The organism is Rhabdothermus arcticus (assembly GCF_055382915.1).
Genome location: NZ_AP043808.1, coordinates 1,791,351 through 1,806,423, shown reverse-complemented (window position 1 = coordinate 1,806,423; position 15,073 = coordinate 1,791,351). Strand labels below are relative to the sequence as shown.

Genomic DNA, 15,073 nt, shown 5'->3' with positions numbered 1-15,073 from the left:
ACCGCGGTATCCTGGGACGAAAAAGGAGGTAACGATGCGCTGGATTCGCTGGTTCGAAGAGGTCGGCATGGGCGACGTCGCCCTCGTCGGAGGAAAGAACGCCTCCTTGGGCGAGATGCTGCGCGAGCTCTCCCCGCTCGGGGTCAAGGTCCCCCCGGGCTTTGCGGTCACCGCCGAGGCCTACCGCCACTTCCTCGCGCACAACGGCCTCGAGGACAAGATCCGCGATCTGATCGAGGCCTGGAAGAAGACCCGCGACGTCGGCGAGCTCCTCGAGGTCAGCCGCAAGATCCGCAGCCTGATCGTCGCCGGCCGCTACCCCGAGGACCTGGAGGCCGAGATCCGCGAGGCCTACCGCGAGCTCTCCCGCCGTGCGGGGGTCGACGAGGTGGACGTCGCGGTGCGCTCGTCGGCGACCGCCGAGGACCTGCCCACCGCCAGCTTCGCCGGCCAGCAGGAGACCTACCTGATGGTCCACGGCGAGGCCGAGGTCCTGGAATCGGTCAAGAAGGCCTTCGCCAGCCTCTTCACCGCTCGCGCGATCAGCTACCGCGAGGACATGGGCTTCGACCACTTCAAGGTGGCCCTCAGCGTCGGCGTGCAGCAGATGGTGCGCTCGGACCTCGCCGCCTCCGGGGTGATGTTCACCCTGGACACCGAGACCGGCCATCGGGGCTTCGTCTTCATCAACGCGATCTACGGCCTCGGCGAGAACATCGTCCAGGGCCGGGTGGTCCCCGACGAGTTCTACGTGCACAAGGCGCTCTTCAAGCAGGGCTACAAGCCTTTGGTCTACAAGAAGCTCGGGGCCAAGGAGCTGACCCTGATCTTCGACCCCGAGACCCACCGCCTGAGGAACGTGCGCACCCCCAAGGAGAAGCGCGAGGCCTTCGCGATCCCCGACGAGGACGTCTTCACCCTCGCCGACTGGGCGATCAAGATCGAGGAACACTACTCGAAGAAACGGGGCCAGGAAACCCCGATGGACATCGAGTGGGCCAAGGACGGGATCACCGGCGAGCTCTTCATCGTCCAGGCCCGTCCGGAGACCGTGCACTCGCAAAAGAAGCCGGTGCTCAAGCGCTACCGGCTCCTGGAAAAGGGCGAGGTGCTGGTCGAGGGGCTGGCGGTGGGGGACAAGATCGCCTCCGGCCGCGCCCGGGTGATCCTCAAAAAGGACGAGATGGAGGCCTTCCAGCCCGGGGAGGTCCTGGTCACCGAGATCACCGACCCCGACTGGGAGCCGATCATGAAGGTCGCCGCGGGGATCGTCACCGACCGCGGCGGGCGCACCTCGCACGCGGCGATCGTCGCCCGGGAGCTGGGCATCCCCGCGGTGGTGGGGACCGAACGGGCGACCAAGGTCATCCCCACCGGGGAGGCGGTGACCGTCTCCGCCGCCGAGGGGGAGATCGGCCGGGTCTACAAGGGCGCGCTTAAGTTCGAGGTGGAGACGATCGACCCCGAAAAGCTCCCCCGGCCGAGGACCAAGATCTACTTCAACGTCGGCCAGCCCGAGGCGGCGCTCGCCGACGCCCTGCTGCCGGTCGACGGGGTGGGGCTCTTGCGCATGGAGTTCGTCTTTGCCTCCTGGGTCGGGGTGCACCCCCTGGCGCTCCTCCACTACGACCGCCTGCCGATCCGGGTCAAGCGCCAGGTGGCGGAGAAGACCAAGGGCTACGCGGACAAGACCTTCTACTTCGTGGACAAGCTCTCCCAGGGCATCGGCCTGATCGCCGCCGCGTTCTGGCCGCGGCCGGTGATCCTGCGCTTTTCCGACTTCAAGACCAACGAGTACGCGGGGCTTTTGGGCGGCGATCTCTTCGAGCCGGAGGAGGAAAACCCCATGCTCGGCTGGCGCGGGGCGAGCCGCTACTACCACCCCGACTACAAGCCGGGCTTTTTGCTTGAGGTCGCCGCGGTGCGCCGGGTGCGCGAGGTCTTCGGGCTCAAGAACCTCAAGGTCATGGTGCCCTTCTGCCGCACCCCCGAGGAGGGGAAACGGGTGCTCGAGGTCATGCGGGAAGGGGGCCTTGCGCAGGGCAAGGACGGCCTCGAGGTCTACGTGATGGCCGAGATCCCTTCCAACGTTTGGCTGGTCGAGGAGTACGCCGAGGTCTTCGACGGGTTCTCGATCGGCTCCAACGACCTCACCCAGCTCACCCTGGGGGTGGACCGCGACTCCGAGCGGGTGGCCCCCATCTTCGACGAGCGGAACGAGGCGGTGAAGCGGGCGGTGGCGCGGATCATCGAGGGCGCCCACCAAAAGGGCCGCCACGTGGGGATCTGCGGCCAGGCGCCGAGTGACTACCCGGAGTTCGCGGCCTTCTTGGTCCGCCAGGGGATCGACTCGATCAGCCTCAACCCCGACGCCCTCCTGCGGACGCTGGAGGCGGTGGTCGAGGCCGAAGAGGAGGCCTAGAGCTCGAGCTCCTGATGCCAGATGCGGTGCTGGCGGGGGTCCCCCTCGACCAGCACCGCCAAGAACCGCGCCGGGCGGTCGTCCCGTCCGAGCAAAAAGAGCGCGCTCTTCTTGATCCGCGAAAGCTTTTGGGGAGTCAGGGCCTCGAGAGGGGTGCCAAAGCGTCCGTCCCGGCGCTGCTTGACCTCGACGAAGACCGGCAGGCCGTCCTTTTCCATCCAGAGGTCGATCTCGCCGTAGGGGGTGCGCCGGTTTCGGGCCACCAGGCGAAAGCCCCGGCGCTCGAGGTAGGCGAGCGCCCGGTCCTCCGCCCAGGCCCCCTTCACGCCCCGGGGACGAGGGGCCGGGCGTCGGCCCAAAAGCCTTCGAGGTCGTAGTAGCTGCGAGCCTCGGGGCTCATCAGGTGCACGACCAAAGGCCCATAGTCGAGGAGGACCCAACGCGAGGAGGGCCCCTCGATCGCGAGCGGTCGAATCCCCACCGCCTTCAGCCCCTCGACCAGGGCGCGCTCCAGCGCCTCCAGGTGCGGGGTGCTGGTCCCGGTGGCGATCAGGAAGTAGTCGAGGGTGTCGGAGACGTCCCTCAAATCCAGCGCCAGCAGGTCTTCGGCCTTTTTGTCCTCGAGAATCCGGAAGGCTTCCTCAATCAACGCGCGCGCGTCCATCGTTTGCGTCATCCAGCTCCATTGTAAGGTCTTTGCCGAGCAGGATCACCACGTCCGCGGGGAGGTGCAACCGGAAGCGGGTCACCAGCGGCAGGTGGGTGGCCTCGGCGTAGTAGCGCCCGGCGAGGAGGGCCCGGTCCACCTCGACCTGGCTCAACGGCTTGGGGCGAATCACCCGGACCTCGGGCCGGGGCAGCCCGAGCCGGGCCAGCCCCTCGGCAAAGCGCGCGCCGAGGCCGGCCCCCGAACCGTCGAGGATCAGCACCCGGGCCTGGGGCACGGGAACCGCTTTGGCGGTGCCCAGGCCGAAAAAGGCGTGCAGGAACGCGGCCCGCATCCCTTCGTCGAGGACCAGGTAGGGGCCCTCCTCGCGCGTCGGCAGGGTGGCGGTCGAGAGCGAGAGCTCCCTGGCGTAGGGCAGGAAGAGCAGCGCCTGGTCCAGGGGGAGGTCGGTCTCGAGGTCGTTCCAGACCGCGCGCAGCACCTTGGGCAGCCGCGGCCAGTAGGTCGGGGAGGTGGCCTTCTTGGCGAGCGCGACCAGCACCCCCTTGATGCGGTCCAGCCGCCCCAGGTCGCTCCCCTCCCAGCCGCGAAAACGCATGTAGCCGACGGCCTGACGCCCGTCGAGGTGCTGGCGGCCGGCGGGAAGGTGGATGTGCAGGTTGGCGGCGTTGTCGTCGTAGTCCATCGGGGCCGGGAGGTAGACCTCGACCCCTCCGAGGAGGTCCACGATCCGCGCCACCAGATCCAGGGTGAGGATCGCGTGGTAGCTGACCTTAAGCCCCAGCGTCGCCTCCACCGCCCGCTCCAGCCCCTCGGCGCCGAGGAACCCGTAGACCGCGTTGATCTTTCCAGTGTAGTCGGGGAGCGTCACCTTGAGGTCGCGGGGGACCGCCACCACCTTGGCCTCGGGGCCCCGCACCCGGACGTAGAGGATGGTGTCGGTGCGACGACCGGGGCCGCAAGGGGTCGCCGGACCGCAGTACTCGATGTCCCGAGCGGCCACCACCAGGCTGAGCTCGGGCACCGTCCGGCCTCGAGCGTCGGTCGCGGTGCGCGCGGGCGCCGGCCACCAGGCGACGGCGAGCGCCAGCAGGGCGAAGGCCGCCCCGATCACGAACCGCAACCAGACCGGCACCCTAAGCCTCAAGGCGGGCCAGGACCTCCCGGGTGAAGGGATGCACGGGGATGCCCTTTTGCTCCAGGTAGGCGACCTTGCGCCGCACGCCCTCGGCGTAGGCGGCGGGGAGCGCGCCCTCGAGGGCCAGCGCGAGCAGGTCCTGGTTGTAGCCCCGACCGGGCTCCGCGAGGTCCGCGAGGTAGACCGCCATCCCCAGCGGGAAGTCCGGCATCACCCCCACGACGTGCCCCTCGATCGCCCTGAGCACCGCCTCGTCGCGAACCCCGGCGCGCTCGGCGAGCACCCGTCCGGCGCGGCCGTGGAGCACCAGGGGGTGGGCGGCCTCCACCGGGTTCTTGGGCGGGGCCAGGCGCACCAGCTCGGCCTCGGGGAGCTCCTTGGCGATGTCGTGCAAGAGCCCGGCCAGGTAGGCCTTCTCGGGGTCCAGGGCGTTGGCCTCGGCGATCCGCCGGGCCAGCGCCGCGACCCTCAAGGAGTGCTCCCGGCGCGGCAGAGAAAGGCCTTCAAGAAGCTTGGTATAGTCCGTGCTTGCGGGCATAGTTCTCCACCTCGAGGGGAATCAGGTAGCGCACCGAGCGGCCGGCGCGGAACCGGCGGCGCACCTCGGTGGAAGAGACCTCGTAGCCGGGAATCTCCAGCACCACCACCCGCTCGCGAAAGAAGGGGTCGAGCCGGGCCAGGTCGTACCCCGGCCGGGTCACCGCGACCATCGTCGCCAGCTCGAAGAGGGCCTGGGGCTCCTTCCAGCGCGCCACGTCGCGGTAGGCGTCGGCCCCGGTGATGAAGAAGAGCTCGGCCTTGGGCCAGAGCCGCCGTGCCCGGCGCAGGGTGTCCACGGTGAAGCTGGGGCCGGGGTGGTCCAGCTCCAGGCGGCTCGGGAAAAAGCGCGGGTCGGCGTGGGTGGCCAGCACCACCATCTCGTGCCGGGCCTCGGCCGGCGCGACCGGGCGTTTGTGCGGGGGGCGGGCCGCGGTGACGAACTCCACGCGGTCCAAGGCCAGGCGGTCCGCCGACTCGCTGGCCGCGAGGAGATGGCCAAAGTGGATGGGATCGAAGCTGCCGCCAAAAAGCCCCAGTCGCACGACCTAGAGCCTACCACCGGTCGCCGGGCTCGGGCACGTACTCGAACTCCAGCCCGCCCACGCGCACCGTGTCCCCGGCGCGCACCCCGGCGGCCTTGAGCGCGTCCTCGAGCCCCAGCCGCTTGAACTTCGCGTGCAGGTAGGGAACGGCCTCGAAGAGGTCCCCCCGAATCCGCGCGACCAGGGCCTCGGCCTCGGGCGAGCGCACCTCGAAGACCCCGGGTTCGACCTCGCGCACCTCGATCCCAAAGGCCGGGGCCTCGATCGGCTTCGGGGCCGCCTTCTTCGGCTTCGGGGCCTTGGCCAGGAGATCGAAGAGCACCCCCTTGAGCTCGGAGAGCCCGGCCCTGGTCTTGGCCGAGACCGGGATCACCGGCAGCCCCTCCCGGGCCAGCGCGTCGGCCCAGAGCGCGGCGAGCTCCGGCCCCACCAGGTCCAGCTTGTTCAAGGCCACCGCCGCGGGACGGCGCAAGAGCTGGGGGTCGTAGGCCGAAAGCTCGGCCTTCAAGGCCCGTAGCGCGGCGTCCGGATCCTCGCTGGCATCGAGCACGAAGAGCAACGCCCGGGTGCGGGCGATGTGGCGCAAGAAGTCCAGCCCCAGCCCCTTGCCCTGGCTCGCCCCCGCGATGATCCCGGGGATGTCGGCGAGGGTGAAGCGCGCCTCCGGCGTATCGCCCTCGACGACCCCCAGGTGCGGGGTGAGGGTGGTGAAGGGGTAGCTCGCGACCTTGGGCTGGGCCCGGGTCAGGGCCCTCAAGAGCGAGGACTTGCCGGCGTTGGGAAAGCCCACCAGGCCGACGTCGGCGAGGGAGAGGAGCTCGAGCCTAAGCCGCCGCTTCTCCCCGGGCAGCCCGGCCTCGGCAAAGCGCGGAGCCTGCCGCACCGGGGTCACGAAGGCCAGGTTGCCGCGGCCGCCCTCGCCCCCCTTGGCGACCCGGACCGTCTCCCCGTGCTCGGTCAGGTCGGCGATCAAGGCCCCGGTCTCGACGTCGAAGACCCGGGTCCCGAGGGGCACCTCGACGACCAGGTCCTCCCCGCTGCGGCCGTGCCGCCCCCCGCCCTGGCCGTGGGCGCCGGAAGGGGCCTTGTAGCGGCGGCGGGAGACCTTGGCCAGGGAGTCCACGTCCTTGGAGGCACGGAGGTAGACGTCGCCCCCCCGGCCGCCGTCGCCTCCATCGGGCCCGCCCTTGGGCAGGTACTTCTCCCGGCGGAAGCTGACGGCGCCGTCGCCGCCCTTGCCGGCCTCGACCTCGATCTCGATCCGATCCCTGAACATTTGATAAAGCGGGCGGCCCGCAGGCCGCCCCGAGCCCGCGCTAGATGGGCGGGCTAGGAGAGCGGCTTGACGTTGACGAAGCGGCCCAGCCGGCCCTTGTCCTGAAACTCCACCACCCCGTCGACCAGGGCGAAGAGGGTGTAGTCGCGGCCCATGCCGACGTTCTTGCCGGGCTTGAACTTGGTGCCCCGCTGGCGCACCAGGATGTTCCCCGCGCGCACCACCTGGCCGCCGAAGCGCTTCACGCCCAGCCGCTTGGAGATGGAGTCGCGACCGTTCTTGGTCGAACCCAGACCCTTTTTATGTGCCATCGCTTACCCCCTGATCTCCTTGATGACCAGCTCGGTGAAGGGCTGGCGGTGGCCCTTTTTGCGGTGGTAGTTGACCTTGGCCTTGAACTTCTCGACCAGGACCTTCTTGCCCTTGCCCTCGCGGACCACCTCGGCCACGACCTTGGCGCCCTCGACCTTGGGCGTGCCCACCTTCACCGTGTCCTTGCCGAGCAGGAGGACCTCGAACTCGACGGTCTCCCCCGGCGCCTTATGCAGCTTCTCCACGCGGAGGCGCTGGCCCTCCTCGACGCGGTACTGCTTCCCGCCCGTTTCGATGATCGCAAACATGGATGACCTCCCGGGGCCGATGCCCCCAGCAAAGAACCAGTTTAGCGGGCGGGGAAGGATTCATCAAGGGGCCACACTCTTGGGGACGCTGTCCGCCTAAGATGAGGCGATGAGCCACGCCATCCCGGAATCGCTCGCGGCCGTCCTCAAGCCCTTCAAGACCCTGCCCCCGGAGCTGCGCAACCAGCTGCTCTTGGACCTGGCGGCGAAGATGCCCGAGGCCGGGGAAGCGCTGGAGCCCGTGCCCGAGTGCCAGACGCCGTTCGCGGTCAAGGTCTGGCTGGACGAGGCGGGGCGGGTCCAGCTCGCCTTCTCCGCCCCGCCCGGATCCCCCACGGTGCGCGCCTTCGGCGGGCTCTTGGCGGAGGGGCTCAGCGGCCTGCGCCCGGAGGAGGTCCTGGCGATCCCGCCCTCGATCTTCCAGCAAAGCGGCCTCGCCGAGACCCTCACCCCCCGCCGGCTGCACGGGCTGGAGGCCGCGCTGCGGCGCATCCAGGCCCGGCTGCGGGAGCTCGCCTAAGGGGTCGGGCCCTTTTTGATCGGGGCCCCGACCAGGTTGCCCCACTCGGTCCAGGATCCGTCGTAGTTCTTGACCTCGGGGTAGCCGAGGAGCTCCTTGAGCACGAACCAGGTGTGGCTCGAGCGCTCGGCGATGCGGCAGTAGACGATGACCTCTTTGTCCGGGGTGACCCCCTTCTCTTCGTAGAGGGCGCGCAAGGCCTCCGGGGCCTTGAAGGTCCCGTCCTCGTTCACCGCCTGGCTCCAGGGGATGTTCACCGCCCCCGGGATGTGGCCGCCCCTCAAGACCCCCTCCTGGGGGTACTCGGGCATGTGGGTGAGCTCCCCGGTGTACTCCGCCGGGCTGCGCACGTCGACCAGCGCCCCCTCACCCTCCTTGACCTTGAGGATGTGCTTGAGGACCTCGTCGCGGTAGGCCCGAAGCAGCTCGTTGCGGTAGTTGGGGCGGTAGGTGGTGGGCCGGACCTCGGGCCGCTCGGTCACCAGGGGACGGCCCTCGGCCTCCCACTTGGCGCGGCCACCGTTCATCAGGCGCACCTTCTCGTGCCCCGAGTACTTGAAGAACCAGTAGGCGTAGGCCGCCCACCAGTTGGCCTTGTCGCCGTAGAGGACGACGGTGGTGTCGTTTCCGATCCCCAGCCGCCCCATCAGCTCGGCGAAGGCCTGCTCGTCGATGAAGTCGCGCAGGACCGGGTCCCAAAAGTCCTTCATCCAGTCGATCTTGAGCGCGCCGGGGATGTGCCCGGTGTCGTAGAGCAAGACGTCCTCGTTGACCTCGAGCAGCCGCACCCCGGGGTCCTCGAGGTGGGCCGCCACCCAGTCGGTGCTGACCAGGGCCTCTCGGTTCGCGTAGTCCATAATCCCGACCTCCCAGGTCAGGATAATACCCCCTCGCGCGAGGCGCTAAGGGGTAGCCGGGTACAATCCGGCGGATGCTATGCTCGGGGCAACGCATGACGCGGTTTTGGGTGCTCGCGGTCTTCGCCCTCTCCCTGAGCCTGGCGCAGGTGGCGCTCCAACCCATCGCCAAGGGCCTGCCCCGCCCGGTGGGCCTGGTCGACGCCCCGGGGCTCGGCCTGTTGGTGATCCTGCAAGCGGGGCGGGTGGTGCGGCTTTCAGGAGGCAAGACCTGGCTCGACCTGCGGGAAAAGGTCAGCTGTTGCGGCGAACGCGGCCTGCTGGGCCTGGCCTTTCACCCCAACTACCCCGACGACCCGCGGTTTTTCGTCAACTACACGAACACCCAGGGGGACACCGAGGTCTGGGCCTACCGCGAGGGGCGCCCGCAACGAAGGCTTCTCTACCTCAAGCAGCCCTTCGCCAACCACAACGGCGGCCACCTGGCCTTCGGTCCCGACGGGCGGCTCTACGTGGGCACCGGGGACGGCGGCGGGATCGGCGATCCCCTGGGCAACGCCCAAAACCCCAAGCGCCTGCTCGGCAAGATGCTCCGCATCGACGTCGACGCGGCGAGGCCGGAACCCGAGGTCTGGGCGCTGGGGCTGCGGAACCCCTGGCGCTACAGCTTCGACCGCGCGACCGGCGACCTCTTCATCGCCGACGTGGGGCAGAACGCCTGGGAAGAGGTGAACTGGGTACCCCGGGGACAGGGGCCGGGGTTGAACTTCGGCTGGAACGTCCTCGAGGGCCGCCACTGCTACAAGCCCAAGACCGGCTGCGACCCCACCGGGTTCGTTTTGCCGGTCATCGAGTACGGCCACGCCGAGGGCTGCAGCGTCACCGGGGGTTACGTCTATCGGGGGCGGGCGATCCCCGAGCTCTTTGGCCACTACCTCTTCGGTGACTTCTGTTCCGGCCGGCTCTGGGAGGCGGTGCGCACGCCCGCGGGGTTTCGGCGTCGGCTCCTGCTCAAGACCAATGCCCGCATCGCCAGCTTCGGCGAGGACCGAACGGGCGAGCTCTACCTCGTCGACCACCAGGGGCGGGTCCTGAAGCTCGTGCCCACCACGCCTTGAAGCGCCGGCGTAGAAGTGGTAGCCTGGTGGCCCCAAAGGGGGTATATTTATGCACAAGCGCCTGGCAGCCCTGCTGGTCTTTTTCCTCCTCGCCCTGAGCTTGGCCCGGGGCGACACCCTGGTCATCGCCCAGGGAGTGGACGCGACCACCCTGGATCCGGTCAACCACCAGGAGACCCCGACCGGCAACGTCACCGCGAACATCTTCGACAACTTCTACCGCCGCCTACCCGACGGCTCGTACGCGCCCTGGCTGGGCGAGGCCAAGGCCCTCGACGACCTCACCTGGACCCTCACCGTCAAGCCGGGCATCAAGTTCCACGACGGCGAGGCGCTCACCGCGGAGGTCATCAAGTTCAACTTCGACCGCCTTTTGGACCCCAAGAAACCGCTCAAGTACTCGACCTACTTCAAGCCCATCGACCGGGTCGAGGTCACCGGCAGGTACACCCTCAAGGTCCACACCAAAACCCCCTTCCCGCTCTTTCTGACCCGGCTGACCTACTTCTGGGTGGTGCCCAAGGCGTACATCAAAGAGCACGGCGCCGAGTACTTCGCCAACCATCCGGTGGGCACCGGGCCCTACAAGTTCGTCCGCTGGGTCAAGGACCAGGAGATCGTGCTCGAGGCCAACCCCGACTACTGGGCCGGCACCCCCAAGGTCAAGCGGGTCGTTTTCCGGCCCATCCCCGAAGCCTCCTCGCGGGTCGCAGAGCTCCTCACCGGGGGCGTCGACCTGATCACCAACCTCGCCCCCGAGGCGGTGCCCACGGTCAACGCCTCGGGCGTCGCCGAGGCCCGCAGCGTGCCCTCGATCCGCAACATCTTCATCGTCCTCGACGTCAAGGGCAAGGGCCCCTTGCACGACCCCCGGGTGCGGCGCGCCCTGAACTACGCGGTGGACAAGGAGGCCATCGTCAAGCACGTCCTGGGGGGCTTCGGGGTGCCGATCGGCTGCCCCTTGAACCCCTACATCTTCGGCTACGACGAGGCGCTTTGCAAACCCTTCCCCTACGACCCGGAAAAGGCCAAACGGCTCCTCGCCGAGGCCGGCTACCCCAACGGCTTTACCTTCACCATGTCCGCCCCCTCGGGCCGCTACCTCAACGACCGCCAGGTGGCCGAGGCGATCGTCGGCCAGCTGAAGAAGGTGGGGGTCAAGGTGGACCTGCGGATCAAGGAGTGGAGCACCTACGTCAAGCAGATCCTCAACCGCAAGCTGGACACCGACGCCTGGCTGATCGGCTGGGGCAACGCCCAGTTCGACGCCGACAACACCCTCTTCACCCTGCTCTACGGGGGCACGGTCGAGGGCGGGCCGCCGCAGTCCAGGTTCAGCTACTGGCAGGACCCCGAGTTCGACCGCTACGTGCTCGAGGCCCAGCAGATCGTGGACCAGGCAAAGCGCAAGGCGCTCTACAAGAAGGCCCTGGAGCGGGTGCGTGAGGGCGCGCCCTGGATCTTCCTGCACCAGCAAAAGGACATCTACGGGGTGGCCAAGCGGGTGAGGTGGCAGCCGCGGCCCGACGAGCTGCTCTGGGCCTTCGACATGGACCTCGCCAAGTAGCCTTCCGAAGTTGGTCGTTTTTCTCTTCCGCAGACTCCTGCTGGTCGGGGTGGTCGCCTGGGGGGCGGCCACCCTGGCCTTCTTTTTGCTCTACCTCTCCGGGGACCCGGTGGACCTGCTCTTGCCCCTCGACGCCTCCCCCGAGGCCCGCGCCGAACTCCGCCACGCCTATGGCTTCGACCAGCCGCTCTACGTGCAGTACGGCCGCTACCTGTGGAAGCTCCTGCACGGCGACTTCGGGGTGAGCCTGCGCAGCCAGGAGCCGGCGCTGCCCCTGGTGCTGTCGCGCATGCCGGCCACCGTAGAGCTCGCCGGGGCCGGGCTCCTCTTCGCCCTGGCTTTGGGCCTCCCCGCCGGGGTGCTGGCCGCGCTGAAGAAGGGGAGCGGGCTCGAACTCGGGATCATGACCCTGGCCCTGCTCGGCCAGTCGATCCCGGTCTACTTCCTCGGCCTGGTCCTGATCATGGTCTTCGGGCTGCGCCTGCACTGGCTGCCGATCTCCGGCTACGGCGACTGGCGCCACCTGGTGATGCCCACGATCACCGTGGGCACCTTCGTCACCGCCTCGATCGCCCGCCTCACCCGCAACGGCGTCCTCCAGGAGCTGCGCAGCGACTACGTGCGCACCGCCCGCGCCAAGGGGCTTTCGGAACGGGTGGTGGTCTACAAGCACGCGCTGCGGAACGCCGCCATCCCGGTGGTGACGATCGTCGGCTTGCAGCTGGGCACGCTGCTCTCCGGGGCGGTGATCACCGAGACCATCTTCGCCTGGCCGGGGATGGGGCGCTTCGTGCTGCTCGCGGTCGAGCAGGGGGACTTCCCCGTGGTCCAGGCCTCGGTGATCGTCTTCGCCTTGATGCTGGCCCTGGTCAACCTGGTGGTGGACCTCGCCTACCTCTGGCTCGACCCCCGGGTGCGCTATGCGTAGGCTGATCCGACATCCCGCCGCCCTCGCCGGCCTGATCCTGCTCCTGGCCTTCCTTTTGGTCGCGCTCTTGGCCCCGGTTCTGGCCCCGAGCGACCCCACCGCCCAGGACCTCGCCGCCCGGCTCTCCCCTCCGGGCACCCCCGGCCACCCGCTGGGCACCGACCGGCTGGGGCGGGACATCCTTGCCCGGTTGATCTACGGGGCCCGGCTCTCGCTGCTCGTCGCGGTGACCAGCGTGCTCCTGGGGATGCTCCTGGGGCTGCCCCTGGGCCTGATCGCCGGGTACCTGGGAGGCTGGCTGGACGACGCGTTGATGCGGCTCGGCGACATCCAGCTCTCCCTGCCCTTCATCGTCCTGGTGATCGCGGTGATGGCCGCGTTGGGTCCGAGCCTGACGAACACCATCCTGGTGCTTGGGGTGACCAGCTGGGTGGTCTACGCCCGGGTGGTGCGGGGAAGCGTCCTCTCCCTCAGGGAGCAGGAGTTCGCCCTCGCCGCCCGGGCGCTTGGAGCCAGCCCCACGCGGGTGCTCTTGCGCCACCTCCTGCCCAACGCCCTGCCCCCCCTGATCGTGATCGCCACCCTCGAGCTCGCCCGGATCATCGTCGCCGAGGCCGCGCTCAGCTTCCTCGGCCTCTCCGGCATTCCCCCGGAGATCCCCAGCTGGGGGCAGATGCTCGCCGATGGACGCGAGGTCCTCTACTTCGGGGGCTGGTGGGTGGCCACCTTCCCGGGGATCGCGATCAGCCTGGTCGTGCTGGGGATCAACCTCTTCGGGGACGCCCTGGCCGAGGTCCTGGACCCGCGGAGCCGCTAAGCTAAGCCTTTAGCGCTCAAGGGTATAATCGCTACGATGACCCTAAACATCATCTCGTATTTGGAGAACGCGGACCTTCCCGTCTCCCCGGAAGAGGCCCAGGCGCTCTACCGGGCAATGGTCCGCGCCCGGTTCTTCGACGAGCAGGCGATCAAGCTCAGGCGCCTGGGGCGGCTCGGGGTCTATCCCCCGCACCTCGGGCAGGAGGCCGCCCAGGTGGGGCTCGGCCTGGCCCTGGCCCCCACCGACTGGGTGGTGCCGAGCTACCGGGAGAACGCCCTCATGCTCACCGTGGGGGTACCGATGCGCCAGCTGATCCTGCTCTGGCGCACCCACCCCGAGGGCTGGCGCTTTCCCCCCGAGCTCCGGGTGCTGAACCCCTTCATCCCCATCGCCACCCAGATCCCCCAGGCGGTGGGGCTGGCCATGGCCAGTCGCTACCAGGAGAACCCCTGGGTGGTGGCCACCGCGATCGGCGACGGGGGGACGAGCGAGGGGGACTTCGCCGAAGGCCTCAACTTCGCCGCCGTCTTTCAGGCCCCGGTGGTCTTCCTGGTGCAGAACAACGGCTACGCGATCAGCGTCCCCCGGGAGCGGCAGATGAAGAACCGCTACGTCGCCGAGCGGGCGGCGGGGTTCGGGGTGCCCGCGGTGGTCGTCGACGGCAACGACGCGGTGGCGGTCTACCACGAGGCCAAGCGGGCGGTGGAACGGGCCAGAAACGGCGAGGGGCCCACGCTGATCGAGGCCCTGACCTACCGCCTCGGCCCCCACACCACCTCCGACGACCCCCGCCGCTACCGCGACCCCGAGGAGGAGGCCACGGCCAAGGCCAAGGACCCGATCCCCCGCATGCGACGGGCGCTTTTGGCCGCGGGCTGGTGGGACGAAGCGCGGGAGGCGGCCCTCACCGAGGCCCTCCAGGCCGAGTTCGAGGCTGCCCTGGCCGAGGCCGACGCGGCCCCGCCGCCGCGCCCAGAGGAGATCGTCGAGCACGTCTACGCCGAGCTTGGCCCGGACCAACGGCGGGTCTGGGAGGCCCTGAAGTCGGGCCGCTCGCTGGAGGAGACATGGCGCGCGCGCTAACCCAGGTCGAGGCAATCCGCGAGGCGCTGGACCAGGCCCTCGCCGCCGACGAGCGGGTGCTGGTCTTCGGCGAGGACGTGGGCCGGATGGGCGGGGTCTTCCGGGCCACCGAGGGGCTTCAGGCCAAGTACGGCGAGGCCCGGGTCTTCGACACCCCCCTGGCGGAGAGCGCGATCCTCGGCAGCGCGATCGGGCTCGCCATCGGGGGGATGCGCCCGGTGGCGGAGATCCAGTTCGCGGGGTTCCTCTACCCCGCCCTGGATCAGATCCTCTCCCACCTCGGCCGTTGGCGGCACCGCTCCCGGGGCCGCTTCGGGCTCCCGGTGGTGGTCCGCGCCCCCTTTGGCGGCGGGGTGAAGAGCCCCGAACAGCACTCCGACAGCCCGGAGGCGATCCTCACCCACACCCCTGGGGTGAAGGTGGTGGTGCCCGCCTCCCCGGAGCGGGCCAAGGGCCTCTTGCTGGCGGCGATCGAGGATCCGGACCCGGTCTTCTTCTTCGAGCCGATCAAGCTCTACCGCAGCACCCGGGTCCCGGTCCCCGAAGAACCCTACACCCTCCCCCTGGGCAAGGCTCGGGTGGTGCGCCCCGGCGAGGACGCCACCGTGATCACCTACGGGGCCATGGTCGAGGTCGCCGTCGCCGCGGCCGAACGCCTCGCCGAGGAGGGGACCGCGGTGGGGGTGATCGACCTCGAGACGCTGGTGCCGCTCGACACCGAAACCCTTTTCGACGCGGTCCAAAGGACCGGCCGGGTGGTGGTGCTCCACGAGGCGATGCGCACCGGGGGGTTCGGGGCCGAGGTGGCAGCCCGGATCAGCGAGGGGGCGATCGATCTGCTCGAGGCCCCGGTGGTCCGGGTGGCCGGCTACGACGCCCCCTACCCGCCGTTCACCATGCTCGAGGACCACTACCGGCCGACCCCCGAGCGGGTGACCGCCGCCCTGCGCTACGTCCTGGCGTACTGACCCGACG

The 15,073-nt window shown here is 69.4% G+C and carries 17 protein-coding genes; 8 read left to right on the top strand and 9 right to left on the bottom strand.

The features are described 5' to 3' along the window. Positions 1-34 precede the first annotated feature (34 nt). Positions 35-2,422, top strand: a complete 2,388-nt coding sequence (ppsA, locus tag ACZ48Y_RS09490; protein WP_464740715.1) for a phosphoenolpyruvate synthase — start codon at positions 35-37, stop codon at positions 2,420-2,422. Here the strand turns inward: ppsA and ACZ48Y_RS09485 are convergent. Genes ACZ48Y_RS09485 through rplU form a run of 8 tightly spaced genes read right to left on the bottom strand, consistent with a single transcriptional unit; the run spans position 2,419 to position 7,205 of the window. Next, positions 2,419-2,748, bottom strand: a complete 330-nt coding sequence (locus tag ACZ48Y_RS09485; RefSeq protein ID WP_464740713.1) for a YraN family protein — start codon at positions 2,746-2,748, stop codon at positions 2,419-2,421. The genes ppsA and ACZ48Y_RS09485 overlap by 4 nt on opposite strands. Continuing rightward, positions 2,745-3,098 (bottom strand): ribosome silencing factor, encoded by a 354-nt coding sequence (gene rsfS, locus ACZ48Y_RS09480; protein WP_464740711.1) that lies wholly within the window; start codon positions 3,096-3,098, stop codon positions 2,745-2,747. Before rsfS ends, ACZ48Y_RS09485 begins: the two co-directional genes overlap by 4 nt. Continuing rightward, a complete protein-coding gene (locus ACZ48Y_RS09475) occupies positions 3,064-4,224 on the bottom strand; it encodes an LCP family protein (RefSeq protein ID WP_464740709.1) in 1,161 nt (386 codons plus the stop codon). The genes rsfS and ACZ48Y_RS09475 overlap by 35 nt, the downstream gene beginning before the upstream one ends. 1 nt (position 4,225) lies before the next feature. Next, positions 4,226-4,765: a bis(5'-nucleosyl)-tetraphosphatase (symmetrical) YqeK gene (gene yqeK, locus ACZ48Y_RS09470; protein WP_464740707.1), complete on the bottom strand. Its 540-nt coding sequence runs from the start codon at positions 4,763-4,765 to the stop codon at positions 4,226-4,228. After that, positions 4,731-5,309: a nicotinate-nucleotide adenylyltransferase gene (gene nadD, locus ACZ48Y_RS09465; RefSeq protein ID WP_464740705.1), complete on the bottom strand. Its 579-nt coding sequence runs from the start codon at positions 5,307-5,309 to the stop codon at positions 4,731-4,733. The genes yqeK and nadD overlap by 35 nt, the downstream gene beginning before the upstream one ends. Before the next feature lie 10 nt (positions 5,310-5,319). Then, positions 5,320-6,585, bottom strand: a complete 1,266-nt coding sequence (obgE, locus tag ACZ48Y_RS09460) for a GTPase ObgE (RefSeq protein WP_464740703.1) — start codon at positions 6,583-6,585, stop codon at positions 5,320-5,322. Positions 6,586-6,638: 53 nt separating this feature from the next. Continuing rightward, positions 6,639-6,896, bottom strand: coding sequence for a 50S ribosomal protein L27 (gene rpmA / locus ACZ48Y_RS09455; RefSeq protein WP_464740701.1), 258 nt, complete (start codon positions 6,894-6,896; stop codon positions 6,639-6,641). A gap of 3 nt (positions 6,897-6,899) precedes the next feature. Further along, complete coding sequence (rplU, locus tag ACZ48Y_RS09450; protein ID WP_464740699.1) at positions 6,900-7,205, bottom strand: 50S ribosomal protein L21; 306 nt, start codon at positions 7,203-7,205, stop codon at positions 6,900-6,902. A gap of 109 nt (positions 7,206-7,314) precedes the next feature. Here rplU and ACZ48Y_RS09445 point away from each other — a divergent pair, with 109 nt between their 5' ends. Further along, entirely contained in the window at positions 7,315-7,725 is a 411-nt protein-coding gene (locus ACZ48Y_RS09445; protein WP_464740697.1) for a SufE family protein, read from the top strand. Here ACZ48Y_RS09445 and ACZ48Y_RS09440 read toward each other — a convergent pair. Then, positions 7,722-8,582: a sulfurtransferase gene (locus ACZ48Y_RS09440; protein WP_464740695.1), complete on the bottom strand. Its 861-nt coding sequence runs from the start codon at positions 8,580-8,582 to the stop codon at positions 7,722-7,724. The genes ACZ48Y_RS09445 and ACZ48Y_RS09440 overlap by 4 nt on opposite strands. A gap of 95 nt (positions 8,583-8,677) precedes the next feature. Here ACZ48Y_RS09440 and ACZ48Y_RS09435 point away from each other — a divergent pair, with 95 nt between their 5' ends. The 6 genes from ACZ48Y_RS09435 to ACZ48Y_RS09410 are packed head-to-tail and all read left to right on the top strand — an operon-like array spanning position 8,678 to position 15,066. Next, positions 8,678-9,700: a PQQ-dependent sugar dehydrogenase gene (locus ACZ48Y_RS09435; RefSeq protein WP_464740693.1), complete on the top strand. Its 1,023-nt coding sequence runs from the start codon at positions 8,678-8,680 to the stop codon at positions 9,698-9,700. 49 nt (positions 9,701-9,749) lie between these two features. After that, positions 9,750-11,267, top strand: coding sequence for an ABC transporter substrate-binding protein (locus tag ACZ48Y_RS09430; RefSeq protein ID WP_464740691.1), 1,518 nt, complete (start codon positions 9,750-9,752; stop codon positions 11,265-11,267). Between the two features lie 10 nt (positions 11,268-11,277). Continuing rightward, positions 11,278-12,195: an ABC transporter permease gene (locus ACZ48Y_RS09425; RefSeq protein ID WP_464740689.1), complete on the top strand. Its 918-nt coding sequence runs from the start codon at positions 11,278-11,280 to the stop codon at positions 12,193-12,195. After that, positions 12,188-13,012, top strand: coding sequence for an ABC transporter permease (locus ACZ48Y_RS09420; protein ID WP_464740687.1), 825 nt, complete (start codon positions 12,188-12,190; stop codon positions 13,010-13,012). Before ACZ48Y_RS09425 ends, ACZ48Y_RS09420 begins: the two co-directional genes overlap by 8 nt. 36 nt (positions 13,013-13,048) lie before the next feature. Continuing rightward, positions 13,049-14,098, top strand: a complete 1,050-nt coding sequence (gene pdhA, locus ACZ48Y_RS09415) for a pyruvate dehydrogenase (acetyl-transferring) E1 component subunit alpha (protein WP_464740685.1) — start codon at positions 13,049-13,051, stop codon at positions 14,096-14,098. Beyond that, complete coding sequence (locus ACZ48Y_RS09410) at positions 14,083-15,066, top strand: alpha-ketoacid dehydrogenase subunit beta (protein ID WP_464740683.1); 984 nt, start codon at positions 14,083-14,085, stop codon at positions 15,064-15,066. Before pdhA ends, ACZ48Y_RS09410 begins: the two co-directional genes overlap by 16 nt. The last annotated feature ends 7 nt before the right edge of the window (positions 15,067-15,073 follow it).